We start from the raw sequence: 19,811 nt of genomic DNA on the forward strand, positions 1-19,811 counted from the left end.
AGTGCAATGAGCGATACGACTCAAAAATCCGGCCTCCACGGAGCCGGCGACGACGAATACACGCCCACCGGCACCGACCAGGTGGCTGAAAACCTGGCTGCCTTGGACGACGACGAGGCGGAGCTGCGTGCTGCCACCCTCCGGGCCGGCCTGGACGATTACGAACTCGACGACGAAGACGCCGCCCTCCTCAGCGGTGAGTACGGCGACGAAGGCGAGGAAGGTCCCCTCAAGCTGGATCCCGTCCTGGCCATCATCGGGCGCCCGAATGTGGGCAAATCCACCTTGGTCAACCGCATCCTGGGCCGCCGCGAAGCCGTCGTGGAAGATACCCCGGGCGTTACCCGCGACCGCGTCATGTACTCGGCCCGCTGGAACGGCCGTAACTTCACCCTGGTGGACACCGGGGGATGGGAACACGACGCCAAGGGCATCCACGCCCGGGTAGCAGAACAGGCTGAAATGGCCGTTGAGCTCGCCGACGCCGTTCTCTTCGTGGTGGACTCTGCCGTTGGTGCTACTGCCACTGACGAAGGCGTCATGAAGATGCTCCGCAAGAGCAAGAAGCCGGTCATCATGGTCGCCAACAAAGTCGACGACTTTGCGCAGGAAGCAGATTCCGCTGCGTTGTGGGGGCTGGGCTTCGGCGAACCGTACCCGGTATCGGCGCTCCACGGCCGTGGCGTTGCAGACCTCCTCGACCACGTCATGGACACCCTTCCCGAGTACTCCCTCGTTGAAGGCGTGGAGCGCTCAGGCGGTCCGCGCAGAATCGCCTTGATCGGACGACCGAACGTTGGCAAGTCCTCGTTGCTGAACAAGCTCGCCGGATCCGAACGCGTTGTCGTGGACCCGCTGGCCGGCACCACGCGCGATCCCGTAGACGAGTTCATCGAACTCGGCGGGCGCACCTGGCGCTTCGTGGACACCGCCGGTATCCGCCGCCGCCAGCACATGGCACAGGGTGCCGACTTCTACGCATCCTTGCGTACGCAAGCCGCGCTCGAAAAGGCGGAGGTCGCCGTCGTCCTTCTTGCCGTCGACGAAGTCCTCAGCGAGCAGGACGTCCGCATCCTCCAGTTGGCCATTGAGTCCGGCCGAGCACTCGTGCTCGCGTTCAACAAGTGGGACCTGCTGGACGACGAACGCCGCCGGTACCTCGAGCGCGAAATCGAGCAGGACCTGGCCCACGTCGAGTGGGCACCGCGCGTGAACATCTCGGCCAAGACCGGTTGGCACAAGGACCGCCTGGTCCCTGCCCTGGACACTGCCCTGGAAAGTTGGGACCGACGCATCCCCACGGGACGTCTCAACGCGTTCCTGGGTGAACTGGTGGCAGCCCACCCGCACCCCGTCCGTGGTGGAAAGCAGCCGCGCATCCTCTTCGGCACCCAGGCATCGAGCCGTCCGCCGAAGTTCGTGCTGTTCACCACCGGATTCCTGGACCCGGGATACCGTCGCTTCATCACCCGCCGCCTCCGCGAAACGTTCGGCTTTGAGGGCACGCCCATCGAAGTCAGCATGCGCGTACGCGAGAAGCGGGGCAAGAAGCGCTAAGTGAGACGCGCATCACAGCCCACTTTGGCTGTGGTGGCGTCTTCGACCTCCAACTTCGTGTAAGCTTTTGGAGGTGGTTCGGCCGGACTGCTTAGGTGGGACTCTTCGGAGGAAAACCTGGGCGGAGAACGGTGGAACCAGCGGGCTGTAGCGCAGCTTGGTAGCGCACTTGACTGGGGGTCAAGGGGTCGCAGGTTCAAATCCTGTCAGCCCGACCATAAAGGCCGGAATTACGTGGAAACACGTGATTCCGGCCTTTGGTCGTTAAAGTCCCGGGCCTGTTCGGCGAGCCCCGCGGGCAGGGCGGGACTTGCGCGAACAGGCCCGCGGGGTGGCTAGACCTTCTGGAGCGCCCCGAGTGCCCTCACCAAGGGCTCAAGTTCGGGGACGGCCTCGGCAGCCTCCAGGGCTGCGGCCAGGGTTTCATCATGGACGGGCTTGGCGGCCTCCAGGAGCTTTTGCCCGGCGGACGTCAGCTCCGTGTAGATCCCGCGCCGGTCATCGGCGCACAGAATGCGGGTCAGCAAACCGCGATCTTCCAGTCGGTTGACCAGGCGGGTGGTAGCGCTGCTGGAGAGGGCGGTGGCGCGGGCCAATTGCTGCATCCGCATGTGCCAACCATCCTGACGGCTCAAGGCATCCAGGACGGTGTACTCCACGACCGAGAGCTCATTGGAGGACTGGAGCGCCCTCTCCAGTTCTGCCTCGATGCTCCCGTGCAGGGCAGCAAGGGTACGCCAGCCCTGTGCCCGTACTTCTACGGCGTCATCCTTGATGCCCATGTCTGTTGTGCTCCTGCCTTGATTGAGTCGATCGCGGCGCATCCAAAAGTAGTTGCTTGCGCAAGTATCTAGCGTGTGCAACTATATATAGAGCGTCTGCAACTATTATTCTACGGTTCCCGGCGGCGCACTTCCACTTCCCAGGGGAACCACCCTATGAAGGAGTTCCATATGCCCGCAGGGTTGATTGCCCTTGCCCTCGGCGGATTCGGTATCGGACTGACCGAATTCGTGATCATGGGCCTCTTGCCGGAAGTTGCCGCCGACTTCCAGGTCAGCGAGGCTTCGGCCGGTTGGTTCATCTCCGGCTACGCCCTCAGCGTTACGGTTGGCGCCCTCCTGGTGACCGCCGCCGTGACCCGGCTTCCACGCAAGCCCGTACTCATGGGCTTGCTCGTATTGTTCATTGCAGGCAATTTCCTCTCGGCAATAGCCGACTCCTACACGGCCATGCTGATCGGACGCATCGTCGCCGCACTGTGCCACGGCGCCTTCTTCGGCATTGGCTCTGTGGTCGCGGCAAGCCTTGTGCCTGCGCATAAAAAGGCAGGCGCCATCGCGATCATGTTCACTGGCCTGACGGCGGCCAATGTGCTGGGCGTTCCCTTCGGAACCCTGCTGGGCCAGAACTTCGGCTGGCGCTCAACCTTCTGGGCCATTACAGCAATTGGCGTTGTGGCACTGCTCGGTATCGCACTCATGGTCCCGAAGGCCAGCACCGGGCCCACCAAGGGCCTCCGCAGCGAACTGGGCGCTTTTGCATCCGGTCAGGTGTGGCTTTCCATCGTCGTGACCATCCTTGGCTTTGGCGGCATGTTTGGAGCGTTCACCTACATCGCGTTCACCCTCACCGAAGTCTCCGGATTTGAGTCCAGTGCGGTGCCGTGGCTGCTGGTGCTCTTCGGTGGAGGCCTCTTCGCGGGAAACTTCCTGGGTGGCAAAGCCGCTGACAAGGCACTGGATAAGTCCCTGATCCTCATTCTTGCCGGACTTGCGGTGGTCCTGGTCTTCTTCGCCCTGACGGCCTCCAGCAGCATTGCCACGTTGGTCTCCCTGGCGCTGATGGGCGGCTTCGGCTTTGCCACAGTTCCGGGCCTTCAGATGAGGGTCATGCATTTTGCTTCAACGGCGCCCACGCTGGCATCGGGTGCGAACATCGGAGCGTTCAATCTCGGCAACGCGCTGGGGGCCTGGCTTGGCGGCGTGACCATTTCGGCCGGTCTCGGCTACACCTCGCCCATCTGGGCCGGCGCCGGCATCACTGTCGCCGCCCTCGTGGTCATGCTGGCGGCCGCAGCAGCAGCCAAGCGCGGGGGAGCGGTTGCAGCCGCGGTAACTTCCGACGTCGAACGCGAACCCCACGGGGCAACGGTCGCCTGATCCGGCAAGGATGACAGAAAGAAGCCCGTCACGGATTATCCGTGGCGGGCTTCTGCGCGTCCTATACGTTGGGCGCCGGGTTTTGCGCTCCGTGTTCTGCGTCCCGGTCGGCCTTGGCTCGTGCGTTTCCGGCCTGCTTCAGCGCTTTCATCTGTTTGCCCCGATGCCTCCAAAGGGCCCACAGCACGGTGACTGTCACAAACAGGACCGCAGCGGCAATGGCGGAAACAGCGGTCCATGTGGTGAAGAATCCTGCGTCCACGCTGAGGGTCCGCTGGCCGGCATGGGCTGACTCCGAAGAGCCGAACACGATGCCGGCGGTGAGGAGGTTGGGTGTGGCGATCGCAACCGCCACAAGTACGATGGCAATTCTCCATGGCCAGCGAAGTGCCTTCCTGGTGGCTTGCCATGCGACAAGCAATGGAATGAACGTAAACACAAAGCCGTAAAACATGCCCACCAGGACGCTGGCACCAAGATCACGACGGATTTGTCCCGCGATGACATCGGACCACCAGCGGGGAAGAATTGCCGCCAAAATGAAGTAGGCGGCCAATGCTACAAGCAAAGCCACACCGCCAAGGATTATTTTGACGCCCCAATTGCCCTTTTTCCCAGCTGGTACTTGTGCTTGTTCAGTCATGGGTCAATCATGGCAGAGACCCCCTCGGGCGCAGGGGAAATGTGCCTATACTTTCAGCGGTGGCCAGCTAAGCAGGTCGCCGTCGAGGTTCGTCATTGTCCCGATGAAAGGCCACCCGTGAGCAATATTCCAGAAGAACTTTCCTACACCGCAGAGCACGAGTGGGTCACCGCTCCGGATGCCGATGGCGTTGTGCGGATTGGCATCACCGATTTCGCGCAGGACGCGTTGGGTGATGTGGTGTACGCGCAGATGCCGGAGCCGGGGACCAAAGTCACCGGCAATGAGGTTGTCGGGGAAGTCGAATCCACCAAGAGCGTTAGTGATATCTACGCTCCGGTTACCGGCGAGGTCATCAATCGCAATGATGCCTTGGATACCGATCCCGCTCTGATTAACTCGGACCCGTATGGCGAAGGCTGGCTTATTGAAGTAAAGCTTGCAGAACCTGACGCTGTGGATTCCCTGCTCAGTGCATCGGAGTACGAACAACAGGTAGGCTAAAGTTATCTGGCCCGCCAGGCTGTTTTCCCATTACCGGGAAAGTGGGCGGGCGGGCCGGCAACCGATTTGCCCGGCGGTACCGGGATGCGGAAGTGGCTGGCAGGGTTTGGGACTGCCGGCGGATGAGGAGGAAATTCCATGGTTGGCGGCGACAAGAACCAAGCCAATGTCGGGAACGGTGCGGAGGAACAGCCGACGTCGGAGACCACCTCGATCAGCATCACGCCAACATGGGACGAGCCAAGCATTGCCCCCAAGTTGGCTCCTGAAGAGCGTGCATCCGTGGACGCACTCCCGCCGAACTCGGCTCTGCTCATTGCGCACAGCGGACCCAACGCCGGAGCCCGCTTCCTGCTCGATGCGGACACCACCACTGCAGGCCGGCACCCTGACGCGGACATCTTCCTTGACGACGTCACGGTCTCCCGCAAGCACGTGCAGTTCATTCGCACGGCCTCGGGTTTCGAACTCGTGGACATGGGCAGTCTCAACGGAACGTACGTCAACCACGACCGCGTCGACCGCGTACAACTCAAGAGCGGCAACGAGGTTCAGATCGGCAAGTTCCGGTTGACCTACTACATCAGCCCTGTCCGCCCAGCAGGCCAAGTCTGACGGGGAAGCTGCCTGTGGCTATCGCCCAGCCGGACCGTCGCGGACCGCAGGTCCTGAACATCGGGGAAGTCCTCGCGCAGCTCAGTGATGACTTCCCTGGGATGACTGCGTCCAAAATCCGTTTCCTCGAGGAAAAAGGACTCATCAATCCGAAGAGGACCCCTGCCGGTTACAGGCAGTACGCGGACAGCGACGTGGAGCGCCTCCGGTTCGTGCTCGCCCTCCAGCGTGACCAGTACCTGCCCCTGAAGGTGATTAAGGACTACCTTGACGCGATTGACCGGGGCGAACGCCCGGAGAACCTTCCACCGGGTGTCACCGTCTCCCCGAGGGTGGTTTCCGCGGAAATGGCGGCAGAAGTGCAGGGGCGTGCGCGTGCCCTCACGGAGGAACAGCTGCGTGCGGAATCGGGTGCCAGTGTGCCGCTGCTGGAATCGCTCCTGAGTTTTGGACTGATCTCCCACGTCGGCGGCAAGTTTGATGAACATGCGCTGCAAGTGGCAAGGGCTTGTGTCCAGTTGGAAGGTCACGGCTTGGAGCCCCGGCACCTTCGTCCTTTCCAAGCTGCGGCCGAACGGGAATTCGGCTTGGTGGAAAGGGCGGTCGCGCCTTTGACGTCCCGGCGTGATGCAGCATCGCAGGCCCGGGCTGCCGAGGCCGCGCGCGAGATCAGCGATCTATGCCTTACCCTGCACCGGGCCCTGGTCCATGACCGAATCTCGCGGATGGACAGCTGATGATAGAAGTTGAAATCGTCGGAGTGCGGATTGAACTTCCCTCGAACCAACCCCTGGTGCTTCTCCGCGAGCTTAATGGTGAGCGGCATGTTCCGATCTGGATCGGCACTCCCGAAGCAAGTGCCATTGCTCTTGCCCAGCAGGGCGTGGTTCCGCCAAGGCCCATGACGCACGATCTCCTGATCGATGTCGTGGAATCCCTTGGCCACTCCATCATCAGCGTGAACATCGTGGCCGTAGAGGACAACATTTTCTATGGTCAGCTCCAGTTCGACGACGGCACGGTAGTCAGCTCGCGGGCTTCGGATGCGCTTGCCTTGGCTTTGCGGGCGAAGTGCCGTATTTGGTGCGCCGACGCCGTAATGGAAGAGGCGGGCGTCCGGATCACAGAACATGATGAAGGTGAAGACTCCGAGCCCGACCCCACGGTGGATGAAGAGCGTGAGATGCGCCGGTTCCGCGAGTTCCTCGATGACGTGGAACCTGAAGATTTTGAAGGTTGAGACACCCTCAACCTAAAGTTGAGGGTGAAACTTTCGACACGACAGGATTTTGGGGCCGGGGTCTTTGACCTCGGCCCTTCACGGGCCTAACGTCGAAGTATCAAGTTCCCGTTGCATACACTGCCCGCGCAAGTCACACTGGAAAGTGCCGACTTGCGGGAATTACACTGCTGCATTTTGCCGTTGTATCAGAGTGTGCACCGTCCCCAAGGGAGCTGACAACAAGGAGGTCACGTGAGTCCGAAAGGCGAAGCAGGCGAGCTGAAGCAGTCCTCTGCCGGCATTGCTGCGCCCGCATCCGGCGCCCAGGGTCTACTCTTTACAGAGGATCTTCCCGTGCTGGACGAGGACGCGGGCTACCGAGGCCCCACCGCGTGCAAGGCGGCAGGCATCACCTACCGCCAGCTGGACTACTGGGCGCGAACGGGTCTCGTTGAGCCCGCTGTCCGTGGCGCGGCTGGCTCCGGTTCACAACGGCTTTATGGCTTCCGCGACATTCTGGTCCTGAAAGTGGTAAAGCGCCTCCTTGATACCGGTGTCTCCCTCCAACAGATTCGAACCGCCGTTGAACACCTCCGCGAGCGTGGAGTGGAGGACCTCGCGCAGATTACTTTGATGAGCGATGGAGCCAGTGTTTACGAATGTACTTCCGCGGACGAGGTCATTGACCTCGTGCAGGGCGGGCAAGGCGTCTTCGGCATTGCCGTCGGCCGGGTATGGCGCGAAGTGGAGGGCAGCTTGGCCGCTCTGCCGAGTGAGCACGCCGCTGAGCAGTCCTTTCCCGACGACGAACTGAGCAAGCGCCGCGTCGCGCGCCGCATCGGTTAGGAATCCCCACCAGCACCAGGAAAGCCTCGTCCTTGCCAGGACGAGGCTTTCTTTTGTGGTGGTGTGGGGCGAACGCCGGTCCCGCTCAGCGTTGGCGGCGGTCCCTGACGGAGCCTTGGCCCTCAAGGAGGCTCTCAAGGAGGGCGTCGAACAGTTCGGCGGCATTCTTGGCCGAATCGCCCGGCCAGTGGTGGACCGAATGTGCCGCACCCTGGATCTGCTGCCAGTTGGCTTGCTCCGGGATATGCGGGGCCAGCAACAGCTCTCCGAACATGGATTCCATTTCGGCCAAACGGAACGTGTGTTCTGCCGATCCGCTACGAACGCGGTTGGCTACGATCCCTGCCGGGGCGAGGTTGGGGGCGAATTCCTGTCGGAACAGCTGAATGGCCCTCATGGTCCGTTCGGTGCCCGCTACGGAGAACAATCCCGGCTCGGCCACGAGCACAACGCGGTCACTGGCGCTCCAAGCCATGCGCGTCAGTCCATTCAACGAAGGTGGGCAGTCCACCAGCACCAAGTCGTAGTTGGTGGCGCCGGCCAGCACGGCTGAGAGCCTGCGAAGATCGCGGCGGCCGAGGTCGGGCCGGTCATAGATCCCGGTGAAAGCCGAACCTACCGCGACATCCAAGGTTCCGTCGCTTGAGCCGTTGGAAACCCAGCTGCTCCCGGCCACGTTGTCTTGAAGCTTGGCGCGGCGCGGACTTTTCAGCATTCGGCCGATGTCCTGCTGCCCGCCTGGCTGAACTCCAAGCGCCGTTGTGGCGTCGGCATGGGGATCGAGGTCCACCACCAAAGTAGGGATGCCGGCTGCGAGGGCCGCGGACGCCAGACCGGTGGTCACGGACGTCTTTCCTACGCCACCTTTGAGGCTGCTGATGCTGACTACTTGCACTTGAAAACCCAAAACCTAACGCCGGTTGCCGTATCGCGCTCCTTCGGCTCCGGAATCCCTGGAGCCGGGGCTTGCCGAAGCCCCCACAACATCATATGGTGCTTCGGCGCCGAATCCCGCTTTCTACGCGCCCGGCCCGGGGAATAGGGGCGGCAATAGCACGGCGTGGCTTCGCGCGCACGCATATACCGTCCAGATGACGATTCCATTGTGATGGTTGCCACAAAGGTTTGTGTTTGATGCTGGCGGCACTACACACTGTGACCACCGACCGATCCACCCGCAATGATGCAGGAGAAGTATGTTTTCGAAAATTCTGGTGGCCAATCGCGGAGAAATCGCGATCAGGGCGTTTCGCGCTGGTTATGAACTGGGCGCCAAGACCGTGGCCGTCTTTCCGCACGAGGACCGTAACTCGATCCACCGGCAGAAAGCCGACGAAGCTTACCTGATCGGCGAGGTGGGCCACCCCGTCCGTGCGTACCTGGACGTCGAGGAGGTTGTCCGCGTCGCCAAGGAAGCCGGAGCAGACGCCATCTACCCCGGCTACGGGTTCCTGTCCGAAAACCCGGACCTCGCCCGCGCCGCAAAGGCAGAAGGTATCACCTTTGTTGGCCCGCCCGCGGAAGTGCTGGAACTGGCCGGCAACAAGGTTGCAGCCCTTGAAGCCGCGCGGAAAGCCGGCGTTCCCGTCCTGAAGTCCAGCAAGCCGTCCAAGGACCTTGATGAACTGATCGCTGCGGCCGACGAGATCGGCTTCCCCATCTTTGCCAAGGCAGTTGCCGGCGGTGGCGGCCGCGGCATGCGGCGCGTCGAGACGCGCGAAGCCTTGCCTGAGGCCCTGCAGTCAGCCATGCGGGAAGCTGACGCAGCCTTTGGCGACCCCACGATGTTCCTTGAGCAGGCCGTGCTGCGTCCCCGCCACATCGAAGTGCAGATCCTCGCGGATGCCGAAGGCAACGTCATGCACCTCTTCGAGCGTGACTGTTCGCTGCAGCGCCGTCACCAGAAGGTGGTGGAAATTGCCCCGGCGCCGAACCTGGACGAGAACATCCGCCAGGCTCTCTACCGCGACGCCGTAGCATTCGCCAAAGCACTGAACTACGTCAATGCCGGAACGGTCGAGTTCCTGGTAGACACCGAGGGGGAGCGTGCCGGCCAGCACGTCTTCATCGAAATGAACCCCCGCATCCAGGTGGAGCACACTGTCACCGAGGAAATCACCGACGTCGACTTGGTGCAGGCCCAGATGCGTATTGCCTCGGGGGAGACCTTGGCAGATCTGGGATTGAGCCAGGAGTCCGTGTCCATCAAGGGCGCCGCCCTCCAATGCCGCATCACCACTGAAGACCCCGCGAACGGCTTCCGTCCCGACGTTGGCAAGATCACCGGTTACCGTTCTGCCGGCGGTGCCGGTGTAAGGCTCGACGGCGGTACCGTTTACTCGGGTGCCGAGATCAGCCCCCACTTTGACTCGATGCTGGTGAAGCTGACCTGCCGTGGCCGGGATTACCCCGCCGCCGTTGCCCGTGCACGTCGAGGGCTTGCCGAGTTCCGTATCCGCGGCGTCTCCACCAACATCCCCTTCCTGCAAGCTGTCCTCGCAGACCCGGACTTCAACGCGGGCAACGTGGCCACGGACTTCATCGACAAGCGTCCCGAGCTGCTCAAGTCCCACATCTCCGCAGACCGCGGCACGAAGCTCCTGACCTGGCTCGCAGACGTTACGGTGAACAAGCCCAACGGCGAACTGCCCGTCCACACGGACCCTGCCAGCAAGCTGCCGGTGATAGAGGGACCCGTCCCCACGTCGGGTTCGCGCCAGCGTCTGCAGGAGCTTGGGCCGGAAGGCTTCGCCAAGGCCCTGCGCGAGCAGAATGCACTGGCAGTCACTGACACCACCTTCCGCGATGCCCACCAGTCGCTCCTGGCAACCCGCGTCCGCACCCGCGACCTCGTGGCTGCGGGACCGGCCGTGACGGCGCTGCTCCCCGAGTTGCTTTCCGTTGAGGCCTGGGGTGGTGCCACCTACGACGTCGCTCTCCGATTCCTTGGTGAAGATCCTTGGGACCGTCTGGCTGCGCTGCGCAAGGCCTTGCCGAACACGTGTATCCAGATGCTCCTGCGCGGCCGCAACACAGTCGGTTACACGCCATACCCGGAAGAAGTGACCGAGGCGTTCGTTAATGAAGCCGCAGCCACTGGCATCGACATCTTCCGGATCTTCGACGCCCTCAACGACGTGAACCAGATGGCCCCGGCCATCCGCGCCGTGCGTGCAACGGGTACAGCCGTGGCCGAAGTGGCCCTCTGCTACACCGGCAACCTCCTTGATCCCAACGAGGACTTGTACACGCTCGACTACTACCTGGAGCTCGCCCAGAAGATCGTCGACGCCGGTGCGCACATCCTCGCCATCAAGGACATGGCAGGGCTCCTGCGTCCGGCGGCGGCGGCAAAACTGGTTACCGCGCTGCGTGAGCGCTTCGACCTCCCCGTGCACCTCCACACCCACGACACCGCCGGTGGCCAGCTGGCCACCCTTTTGGCCGCCGTGGACGCTGGAGTCGACGCGGTGGACGTCGCTGCTGCTTCCCTGGCCGGGACCACCAGCCAGCCGGCGGCCTCGGCTTTGGTGGCTGCCCTCACAAACACACCGCGCGACACGGGCCTCAGCTTGGAAAACGTCGGTGCAATGGAGCCTTACTGGGAAGCCGTACGGCGGGTCTATGCACCGTTTGAATCCGGCCTTCCGGGCCCCACCGGGCGCGTCTACCAGCACGAGATCCCCGGTGGCCAGCTGTCGAACCTCCGCCAGCAGGCCATTGCCCTGGGGCTGGGGGAACAGTTCGAGGCCATCGAGGACATGTACACGGCAGCTGACCGCATCCTCGGCCGCCTCGTGAAGGTTACGCCGTCCTCCAAGGTGGTGGGCGATCTTGCCCTGCACCTTGTGGGCCTGAACGCGGATCCCGCGGACTTCAACGAGAACCCGCAGAACTACGACATCCCGGACTCTGTCATCGGCTTCCTGTCCGGTGAGCTCGGCGATCCTCCCGGTGGTTGGCCTGAGCCCTTCCGCACCAAGGCCCTGCAAGGCCGCAGCGTGAAGGTCCGCGATGTGGAGATCAGCCCCGAGGACAGCGAAGCCCTCAAGGGTGATTCCAAGACGCGCCAGCACACGCTGAACCGCCTCCTCTTTGCCGGTCCCACCAAGGACTACCTGAAGAGCGTGGAAACCTACGGGAACATCTCCGTCCTGGACACCCGCGACTACCTCTACGGTTTCCAGCACGGTGAAGAGCACGTCATTGAGCTGGAAAAGGGCGTCCGCCTCATTGCCCAGCTCGAGGCCGTGTCGGAGGCCGACGAAAAGGGCATGCGTACGGTCATGTGTACGCTCAACGGCCAGTCCCGCCCGGTGGTTGTCCGTGACCGTTCGGTGGTCAGCAACGTCAAGGCGGCAGAGAAGGCCGACCCCGCCCAGCCCGGGCAGGTCGCAGCACCGTTCGCCGGTGCCGTGACTGTCACTGTCAAGGCCGGGGATACCGTCAAGGCCGGTGACACTGTGGCCACCATTGAAGCGATGAAGATGGAAGCTTCCATTACGACGCCGGTAGCCGGCACTGTTTCGCGCCTGGCCATCTCGGCGGTGGAACAGGTCCAGGGCGGCGACTTGTTGCTCGTGGTCGGCTAACGGACCCACGGCGAAAAAGGGACCCCTCCCGGACTCAGTCCGGGAGGGGTCCCTTTAGCTGTGCGGCCTTGGTTCCGGCGCTGCAGACTAGGAGGCGCGGGGAGCCGAATACATTTCCTCGATCACCGCATCAAAGTCCTTCATGACCTGCGCGCGCTTGACTTTCAGGGACGGTGTGAGGTGGCCGGAGGCTTCAGTGAAGTCCGCCGCGACAATACGGAACGACTTGATGGCCTCAGCCTGGGACACCGACTGGTTTGCCTTGTTGATCAGTTCCTGCACGGCGGCCTTCACCACGGCATGCTCCGTAGCTTCTTCCAGAGTGGTGCTGGAGGGCAGGCCATGGCGTTCCAGCCAGCCGGGCAAGGCTTCCTCGTCCAAGGTGACGAGTGCGCCGATGAAGGGCCGGTTGTCGCCCACCACCAGGACCTGCGAAACCAAGGCGTCGGCGCGGATCTGGTCCTCGAGCAGTGCAGGGACCACATTCTTGCCACCTGCGGTGACAATGATTTCCTTCTTGCGGCCGGTAATCTTCAGGAAGCCGTTGCTGTCCAGTTCCCCGATATCGCCTGTGCGGAACCAGCCATCGTCCGTGAACGTATCTTCGGTAAGGTCCGGGCGTTTGTAGTAGCCGCGCATGACGCAAACACCCTTGGCGAGGATTTCGCCGTCGTCGGCTATTTTGACTGAGTTCCCGGGAAGGGGAGCGCCCACCGTTCCGATCCTGATCATCGAGGGCGTGTTGACGGAAATCGGAGCCGTGGTTTCGGTCAGTCCATAGCCCTCAAGGATCTGCAGACCGATGCCCTGGAAGAAGTGGCCCAGCCGTTCGCCCAGGGGGCCGCCGCCGGAAACGGCATGGGCGACATTCCCGCCCATGGCTGCCCGGAGCTTCCCGTACACCAGTTTGTCGAACACGGCATGCTTGATCTTCAGGCCGAGGCCCAGGCGTCCGTCCTGGCGCGCCTTGGAGTAGGCGATCGCGGTGTCTACGGCCCGGTGGAAAATGGCGCCCTTGCCACCGTCTTCGGCCTTGGTGAGTGCGGAGTTGTACACCTTTTCAAAGACGCGCGGCACAGCCAGGATGAACGTTGGCTGGAAACTTTGGAGATCGCCCAGCAGGTTTTTGATATCCGGAGTATGGGCGACCTGGACTCCGCCGGCTACGGCCAGGACGGAGATGAAGCGGGCGAAGACGTGGGCCAGCGGCAGGAACATGATGGTCTTGCCGGACTCGTTGATGATCTCCGGCAGGGAGGCGCGGGCATTCTCGGACAGTTCCACGAAGTTGCCGTGCGTCAGCTCGCAACCCTTCGGCCTGCCCGTGGTGCCGGAGGTGTAGATGATGGTGGCAAGATCCCGCAGGCCGGCAGCGGAGCGGCGGGACTCAAGTTCGTCGTCGGGAACCCCAGCCCCGGCGGAGCGCAGCGCATCGAGGCCTGCGCCTTCCAGCTGCCATACGTTGGCGACGGAGGTGATGTCCTCCGCGACCACGGCCTGGCGGATGATGTCCTCATGGTGCGCTGACTCGCCGAACGCAGCTACGGCGCCCGAGTCGCCGAGATTCCAGGCAACCTGCGACGGAGACGACGTTTCGTAGATCGGGACGGACACGCCTCCGGCAAACCAGATCGCGAAGTCCACGAGGGACCACTCGTAGCGTGTCCTGGACATAATTCCCACGCGGTCGCCCTGGCCTACGCCGCTGGCGATGAGGCCTTTCGCCAGCGCCTTGACGTCGGCGAGGAACTCCGTGGCTCGGATGTCCGTCCAATGCCCGCTGCCGTCCAGCTTCGAAAACAGCGGAGGGTTCGAGGCCTTTCCCGCCTCCCGAAGCACGAAGTCCGTGATGTTGGTTTCAGGGGAGATGTTTACGAGGGGAGGAACACTGATTTCACGCACGGCAGCTCCTTTGATATCCACGGGCCACGAGGGGCTTCTTTCACTCTAGTATGCCCGCTCGCGGATGTGTGTCCTATTTCACCTACTCGCCAGTAACTTTACGGATTCAGGATCATTTCAGGCAACTCGGGGACTTCCTGGGTCCTTGATGCGGAGGCGCCGTGGCCAGCGGAATAGGATGAGTGGATGCCTGCATTCCGGTCCAGTACCCGCATCAACACCAGGCCCCAGGCCGCCGCATGGAAGGACGTTCCATGGGCCGCCCGGCGAAGCCATCTTGGCCGCAGGGGACTGGCAATCGGAATCGACATCGGGGGCACCAAAGTGGCAGCCGGTGTGGTTGATGCTGAGGGCAGGGTCCTTGCAGAAGCCCGCAGGTCCACTCCCGGCGCCGATCCGCGGGCGGTGGAACAGACCATTGTGGAGCTAGTGGACGAACTCAGCGCAGGTCACCGGGTCGCCTCGGTGGGAATCGGCGCCGCCGGTTGGATGGACCTCGACGGCGGTACGGTGCTGTTCAGTCCGCATCTCGCCTGGCGCAACGAGCCCCTAAGGGCCAGCCTCCAGAAATTGCTCAGGCGTCCGGTCCTTCTCACGAACGACGCCGATGCTGCGGCGTGGGCGGAATGGCGCTTCGGGGCCGGACACGGCGAAAGCCGGCTCGTGTGCATCACCCTGGGTACCGGCATTGGCGGGGCCATGGTGATGGATGGCAGGGTTGAGCGGGGCCGCTACGGTGTGGCCGGCGAATTCGGCCACCAAATCATCTTCCCCGGGGGCCACCGCTGTGAATGCGGGAACCGCGGATGCTGGGAACAATATGCTTCCGGTAATGCGCTGGGCCGTGAGGCCCGGCAACTGGTCAGGACCAATTCACCGGAGGGCCGGGCCTTGCTGGAACGTGCCGGAGGAACCGCGGACAACATCACGGGAGCCGCAGTCACCGCCCTCGCCCTGGCCGGCGATGTCACCTCCAGGGAACTGCTCGCGGACCAGGGCGAATGGCTCGGCCTGGGCCTGGCCAACCTCGCTGCCGCCCTGGACCCGGGCATGTTCGTGATCGGCGGCGGTTTATGCGATGCCGGGGATCTGTTGGCCGGACCTGCCCGCGAGTCGTTCGCCAAGAACCTGACAGGCCGGGGATTCCGGCCCATGGCGAGGATTGAGCTCGCTGCCCTGGGCCCGCGGGCCGGGATGATCGGGGCCGCGGACCTGTCGCGGGTCAGCGGAAGGACGCACAGCTAAGGGCAGTCATCGCCACCAGGACGTCGGCAGTCAGAGGCGGGCGCCGTCGTCGTCCTCATTCTTTTCCTGGGGAAGCCGCATGATGAGGAAGACTACCGAGGCGACAAAAGCGGCGACGATTCCGAGGATGGCTGCCAGCGGCGCTGACCGCCAGAACATGGCGGTGAACAGCAATGCGACAGGACCGCCAACCGCGCCAACCCATGCCAGCATCGTCAGCGGTTCGGTACCGGCCAGGCTCGGCGGCTCCTCCGGGACGAAAGGGTCCTCGTCGTCGTCCACCTCGAAGTCGCGTGGGCCAAGCGTGCGGGCATGCTCTTCGCCAGTGGCATCCGACGACGGCGCGGCAGAGGGCGCCGCAAGGCCCAGTGGGTCAAAGTCGCTGAAGCTCTTCCCGGCCCCAGTCTTTGGCTGACCGGACTCTGCATCAGGTTCCAGTGTGTCGGGGGCGGACTGAGTGGCCTCCAACCGTGCTACCAGATCTTGCCACACGGCGTCGTCGTCCTTGTTGGCACTTTGGTCAGCTGAATTGGGATCAGGCCTGTTCATGGGCTGCATCCTTGCCGGGAGAGGACGCGTGTCCGGCCAAGGCCGCTACGGTCTGATGGATGAAGTCGACGGTTCCGGAGAAGATTTCCGGTGCGTCATTGTCCAGGGTGGCTACGTGATGGCTGTTGTGGAGGTAATTGACCTCCACCGGAGCCTGCACCCGGGAACGCAGGAACTCCAAGCTGGCGTTCGAAATGACGTTGTCCACTGTCGACTTGTAGACGCGCACTGGAGCCGTGATGCGCGGCAGGATAGTCGCGGTGTTCTTGTACATCTTCTTGAGCTGGTGGGCCGCGGCGACGGGCGTTCGTGTGTAGGCACCTTCGTCCTGGTCCGGTTTGAGGATATCGTTCGCGATGGCCGGCGTCGTTTTCACCACGTACTTGAGCGCGGCCACGACGACAGCGCGGGGATCGTCCAAAACCAGCCCGGGATTGACCACCACTGTTCCCGCGACAGGCCGGGTAGCGGCTATCCGCAATGCCAAAGTGCCGCCCATCGAGAGCCCTGCGGCGAAGACATAATCGCATTGCGCCGCCAACTCCAGGTAGGCGTCGTCCACCGCGCGGTGCCATTCCTGCCATGATCGCGTGGCCATGTCCTGCCAGGTAGTACCGTGTCCAGGCAGCAAGGGAAGTCTCACGGCGTAGCCTGCAGCGGCCAGATGCTCAGCCCAAGGCCTCACACTGTGCGGGCTTCCGGTGAATCCATGCGACATCACCACGCCAACGCGCGGTCCAGTTCCGCTCCAGTCGCTGAGGAACGGTGAGAAATCCGGGAGCATTTTCATGATGACTCCGAGGCTACTCTGTGCTGGGCATGTTGGCGGAAGAATGCGGCGGATTCTTCGAAAATCGTGGGTGCGTCAACATCCAGGGTGGCCACGTGTCCGCTGTGCGGAAGGGACACCACCTTCAGTCGCGTCGCGTCAATGTGCTTGCGGATCGTAACCAGGGAGCTGGGAGGAATAACGCCATCCACGGTCGATTTGAAGACCAGTGCCGGCGCCTTCACTTGAGGCAGCCCCCGGGTGGCGGAGCGGAACAGCTTCTTGAGTTCATGCACGGCCTTGAGGGGTGTCTTGGAGTAGTCGCCGTCCTCGGTCAGCTCCGGGGCGGCAGAGTCTTCCACGATGGGATCGGTGGTGCGCATGACGTATTTCAAAGCGCCGACGTACTTCACCCGCCGGTCGTAAAAGCTCAGGCCGGGATTGACCACCACCACTCCGGGTACATCGTGAAGGGACGCCAGGCGGAGGACTACGGCCCCACCCATCGACAGGCCGGCAACGAAGCAGGTTTCAGTTGTGGCTGCGAGTTCCAGGTAGCTCTCTTCGAACGCCTTGTACCAGTCCTGCCAGCGGGTTGTCGCCAGATCCTGCCAGCTGGTGCCATGACCTGGCAGGAGGGGGACCGTAACGGCAAAACCCTCCGCGGCAAGGTACTCCGCCCAAGGCAGCATGCTCAGAGGGCTGCCCGTGAATCCGTGGCAGATCGCCACGCCTATGGAAGCGTTCGGGCCATGTCCGGCGTAGTGGAAAGCGGTCGCTGCTGGTGGGTTGCGTTCCGTCATGCGTCCCATCGTGTCACTGTTCCGGAAATTTCTCACTGGAGTAGGGTTGCAGTTGAGTGCCGGCCGGGTTGCCGGAAGCATGCCAGCCAACGGCCGTGAGAGGACAAACGTGTTCTATTGGGTCATGAAGAGGATCTTTCTGGGTCCAATCCTCAAGCTCTTGTTCCGTCCCTGGGTCAAAGGCCTGGATAACGTTCCTGAGAATGGGGCAGCAATCCTGGCGTCGAACCATCTGTCTTTTTCGGACTCCATATTCCTTCCCTTGATGGTCCGTCGTCCCGTGATCTTTCTTGCCAAGTCGGAGTACTTCACCGGAAAGGGGCTTAAAGGGCGGCTCACCGCGCTGTTCTTCAGGCTGAGCAACCAGCTCCCCATGGACCGTTCCGGAGGGGCGGCGTCCGAAATCTCGCTGCAGGCGGGCAAAGATGTGCTTACCTCCGGCGGTCTCCTTGGCATCTACCCCGAGGGCACGCGAAGCCCGGATGCCAAGCTCTACCGGGGCAAGGTTGGAGTTGCCAGGCTGGCGCTGCAGACGCGTGTCCCGGTGGTTCCGGTGGCCATGATCGGAACCGAAAAAGTCCAACCCATCGGCAAAAGGCTCCCTAACATCCGCCGCATCGGTATCATCTTCGGGCAGCCGCTCGACTTCAGCCGTTACTACGGAATGGAAGAGGACCGTGCCATTCAGAGGGCAGTTACGGACGAAATCATGTATGAACTGATGCGGCTCTCCGGCCAGGAATATGTCGATGAATATGCTGCCGTGGTCAAAGCCAGGTTGGCCGGCAAGGGCCCGGAGCCCCTCCACAAGCTTGAGGGTACGGAAGAGGCCACGAACGACATCGCAGAAGACCGGGACGAACCCCGCGCCGACGGCCAGTGAGCACACGGAGACTGTGACGCAACCGGCAGCATCAGTTACGCCTCCAGTGCCTCAACCCTGCCCGGGGCCACTACTCTTGAAGGGTGACTGAGCTTACCGCAAACACCGCACTTCCCACCGCAGATCCACTCGCCAGCACCGCCCAGAGCGGAGCAGCGAACTACCCCGGACTCGACGCATGGCGCGAGCTGCCGATTTCGCAGCAGCCAACGTGGTCTGATGCGGAGGTTTTCAAGGCCTCCGTCAAGGAACTTTCCATCGTTCCGCCGTTGGTCTTTGCGGGCGAAGTGGATGTCTTGAGGGAGCGTCTGGCTGCTGCAGCGCAAGGCAAGGCGTTCCTGCTCCAGGGTGGTGACTGCGCAGAAACATTCGAAGCTGCCACGGCGGACAAGATCAGCGCACGTGTCAAAACCATCCTGCAGATGGCAGTGGTGCTGACGTACGGAGCAGCAATGCCCGTGATCAAGATGGGCCGCATGGCCGGACAGTTCGCCAAGCCGCGTTCGTCCAATGATGAGACCCGCAACGGCGTCACACTCCCGGCTTACCGCGGCGACATCGTCAACGGATACGACTTCACCCCGGAATCCCGTGCCCACGACGCCGGCCGGATGCTGCAGGCCTACCACACCTCTGCCTCCACCCTGAACCTGATCCGCGCCTTCACCCAGGGTGGTTTCGCCGACCTCCGCCTGGTCCACCAGTGGAACAAAGGCTTCACGGAGAACCCGGCCCATGCGCGCTACGAGTCGCTGGCCAGGGACATCGACCGCGCCATCAAGTTCATGGATTCTTGTGGCGCCGACTTTGAGGCTCTCAAGCGCGTCGAATTCTTTGCCAGCCATGAAGCGCTGCTGCTGGATTACGAGCGCGCCCTGACCCGCATCGACTCCCGCACCGGCTTGCCGTACGACACCTCGGCCCACTTCCTGTGGATCGGCGAGCGGACCCGGGAGCTCGACCACGCGCACGTGGACTTTCTCTCCCGAGTGCGCAACCCCATTGGCGTGAAGCTGGGTCCAACCACCAGCGGCGATGATGCCTTGCGCCTCATCGACAAGCTGGACCCGAACCGCGAACCTGGCCGCCTGACCTTCATTACCCGCATGGGTGCGAAGAACATCCGCGAGAAGCTGCCGGCCGTCGTCGAACGCGTCACCGCCTCCGGCGCGCAGGTCCTCTGGGTAACGGACCCCATGCACGGCAACACGGTGACCTCTCCCAATGGCTACAAGACCCGCAACTTCGACGACGTCATTGATGAAGTCCGTGGCTTCTTCGAAGTGCACCACTCCTTGGGTACTGTCCCTGGTGGCCTGCACGTGGAAATGACCGGCGATGACGTTGCCGAATGCCTGGGCGGTGCGGACCCGATCGACCAGGACGCGTTCCTGGACCGCTACGAGTCCGTGTGCGATCCGCGCCTGAACCACATGCAGTCGCTGGAGATGGCCTTCCTGGTAGCAGGAGCCCTCTCGAAGAGGTAGCACACCACAACGCCACAGCAGAAAAGCGCGGT

18 protein-coding genes and 1 tRNA gene are annotated in these 19,811 nt (G+C 62.8%); 12 read left to right on the forward strand and 7 right to left on the reverse strand.

Annotation, left to right across the window (positions count from 1 at the left end):
• Nucleotides 1-6: 6 nt before the first annotated feature.
• Together der and ACFUOZ_RS00140 are read left to right on the forward strand one after the other, a co-directional pair.
• Entirely contained in the window at nt 7-1,557 is a 1,551-nt protein-coding gene (gene der / locus ACFUOZ_RS00135) for a ribosome biogenesis GTPase Der (RefSeq protein ID WP_144662600.1), read from the forward strand.
• Nucleotides 1,558-1,698: 141 nt separating this feature from the next.
• Nucleotides 1,699-1,775 (forward strand) — tRNA-Pro (locus ACFUOZ_RS00140).
• A 117-nt stretch (nt 1,776-1,892) separates the two neighbouring features.
• Here ACFUOZ_RS00140 and ACFUOZ_RS00145 read toward each other — a convergent pair.
• The gene (locus ACFUOZ_RS00145) at nt 1,893-2,339 is read right to left on the reverse strand and encodes a MarR family winged helix-turn-helix transcriptional regulator (RefSeq protein ID WP_377543442.1); all 447 of its coding nucleotides are present in this window, start codon (nt 2,337-2,339) and stop codon (nt 1,893-1,895) included.
• 171 nt (nt 2,340-2,510) lie between these two features.
• On the opposite strand from ACFUOZ_RS00145, the gene ACFUOZ_RS00150 reads away from it, so the two are divergent.
• Nucleotides 2,511-3,719 (forward strand): MFS transporter, encoded by a 1,209-nt coding sequence (locus tag ACFUOZ_RS00150; protein ID WP_377543444.1) that lies wholly within the window; start codon nt 2,511-2,513, stop codon nt 3,717-3,719.
• Nucleotides 3,720-3,780: 61 nt separating this feature from the next.
• Here ACFUOZ_RS00150 and ACFUOZ_RS00155 read toward each other — a convergent pair whose 3' ends face one another.
• Complete coding sequence (locus ACFUOZ_RS00155) at nt 3,781-4,362, reverse strand: hypothetical protein (protein WP_377543446.1); 582 nt, start codon at nt 4,360-4,362, stop codon at nt 3,781-3,783.
• A gap of 117 nt (nt 4,363-4,479) precedes the next feature.
• Between ACFUOZ_RS00155 and gcvH the strand changes: the two genes are divergently transcribed.
• From gcvH to ACFUOZ_RS00180, 5 genes are all read left to right on the forward strand, one after another.
• Nucleotides 4,480-4,866, forward strand: a complete 387-nt coding sequence (gcvH, locus tag ACFUOZ_RS00160) for a glycine cleavage system protein GcvH (RefSeq protein WP_144662598.1) — start codon at nt 4,480-4,482, stop codon at nt 4,864-4,866.
• A gap of 138 nt (nt 4,867-5,004) precedes the next feature.
• Nucleotides 5,005-5,481 (forward strand): FHA domain-containing protein, encoded by a 477-nt coding sequence (locus ACFUOZ_RS00165; RefSeq protein WP_144662597.1) that lies wholly within the window; start codon nt 5,005-5,007, stop codon nt 5,479-5,481.
• Nucleotides 5,482-5,501: 20 nt separating this feature from the next.
• Nucleotides 5,502-6,218, forward strand: coding sequence for a MerR family transcriptional regulator (locus ACFUOZ_RS00170; protein WP_306844982.1), 717 nt, complete (start codon nt 5,502-5,504; stop codon nt 6,216-6,218).
• Complete coding sequence (locus ACFUOZ_RS00175; protein WP_377543448.1) at nt 6,218-6,721, forward strand: bifunctional nuclease family protein; 504 nt, start codon at nt 6,218-6,220, stop codon at nt 6,719-6,721. Before ACFUOZ_RS00170 ends, ACFUOZ_RS00175 begins: the two co-directional genes overlap by 1 nt.
• 234 nt (nt 6,722-6,955) lie before the next feature.
• Nucleotides 6,956-7,549: a MerR family transcriptional regulator gene (locus tag ACFUOZ_RS00180; protein ID WP_011774391.1), complete on the forward strand. Its 594-nt coding sequence runs from the start codon at nt 6,956-6,958 to the stop codon at nt 7,547-7,549.
• 85 nt (nt 7,550-7,634) lie between these two features.
• Here the strand turns inward: ACFUOZ_RS00180 and ACFUOZ_RS00185 are convergent, their stop codons facing one another.
• The gene (locus ACFUOZ_RS00185) at nt 7,635-8,444 is read right to left on the reverse strand and encodes a ParA family protein (protein WP_377543452.1); all 810 of its coding nucleotides are present in this window, start codon (nt 8,442-8,444) and stop codon (nt 7,635-7,637) included.
• Between the two features lie 301 nt (nt 8,445-8,745).
• Here ACFUOZ_RS00185 and ACFUOZ_RS00190 point away from each other — a divergent pair, with 301 nt between their 5' ends.
• Entirely contained in the window at nt 8,746-12,141 is a 3,396-nt protein-coding gene (locus ACFUOZ_RS00190) for a pyruvate carboxylase (protein ID WP_377543454.1), read from the forward strand.
• A gap of 87 nt (nt 12,142-12,228) precedes the next feature.
• Here the strand turns inward: ACFUOZ_RS00190 and ACFUOZ_RS00195 are convergent, their stop codons facing one another.
• Entirely contained in the window at nt 12,229-14,043 is a 1,815-nt protein-coding gene (locus tag ACFUOZ_RS00195) for an AMP-dependent synthetase/ligase (RefSeq protein ID WP_377543456.1), read from the reverse strand.
• Between the two features lie 186 nt (nt 14,044-14,229).
• On the opposite strand from ACFUOZ_RS00195, the gene ACFUOZ_RS00200 reads away from it, so the two are divergent.
• Nucleotides 14,230-15,288, forward strand: coding sequence for an ROK family protein (locus tag ACFUOZ_RS00200; RefSeq protein WP_377543458.1), 1,059 nt, complete (start codon nt 14,230-14,232; stop codon nt 15,286-15,288).
• 30 nt (nt 15,289-15,318) lie between these two features.
• On the opposite strand, the gene ACFUOZ_RS00205 is transcribed toward ACFUOZ_RS00200, so the two are convergent.
• Genes ACFUOZ_RS00205 through ACFUOZ_RS00215 form a run of 3 tightly spaced genes read right to left on the reverse strand, consistent with a single transcriptional unit; the run spans nt 15,319 to nt 17,409 of the window.
• Entirely contained in the window at nt 15,319-15,837 is a 519-nt protein-coding gene (locus tag ACFUOZ_RS00205) for a hypothetical protein (RefSeq protein ID WP_377543461.1), read from the reverse strand.
• Entirely contained in the window at nt 15,824-16,627 is an 804-nt protein-coding gene (locus ACFUOZ_RS00210) for an alpha/beta hydrolase (RefSeq protein WP_377543464.1), read from the reverse strand. The genes ACFUOZ_RS00205 and ACFUOZ_RS00210 overlap by 14 nt, the downstream gene beginning before the upstream one ends.
• Nucleotides 16,624-17,409 carry an alpha/beta hydrolase gene (locus ACFUOZ_RS00215; protein ID WP_377543466.1) on the reverse strand — a complete coding sequence of 262 codons (786 nt, stop codon included), beginning with the start codon at nt 17,407-17,409 and terminating at the stop codon, nt 16,624-16,626. The genes ACFUOZ_RS00210 and ACFUOZ_RS00215 overlap by 4 nt, the downstream gene beginning before the upstream one ends.
• A gap of 109 nt (nt 17,410-17,518) precedes the next feature.
• Here ACFUOZ_RS00215 and ACFUOZ_RS00220 point away from each other — a divergent pair, with 109 nt between their 5' ends.
• Both ACFUOZ_RS00220 and ACFUOZ_RS00225 read left to right on the forward strand, forming a co-directional pair.
• Nucleotides 17,519-18,292, forward strand: a complete 774-nt coding sequence (locus tag ACFUOZ_RS00220; protein WP_377543469.1) for a lysophospholipid acyltransferase family protein — start codon at nt 17,519-17,521, stop codon at nt 18,290-18,292.
• 83 nt (nt 18,293-18,375) lie between these two features.
• Nucleotides 18,376-19,779: a class II 3-deoxy-7-phosphoheptulonate synthase gene (locus ACFUOZ_RS00225; protein WP_377543472.1), complete on the forward strand. Its 1,404-nt coding sequence runs from the start codon at nt 18,376-18,378 to the stop codon at nt 19,777-19,779.
• Nucleotides 19,780-19,811 lie beyond the last annotated feature (32 nt).

It is taken from the genome of Paenarthrobacter sp. NPDC057355, assembly GCF_042667405.1.
In the GTDB taxonomy this organism is placed as follows: Bacteria; Actinomycetota; Actinomycetes; order Actinomycetales; family Micrococcaceae; genus Arthrobacter.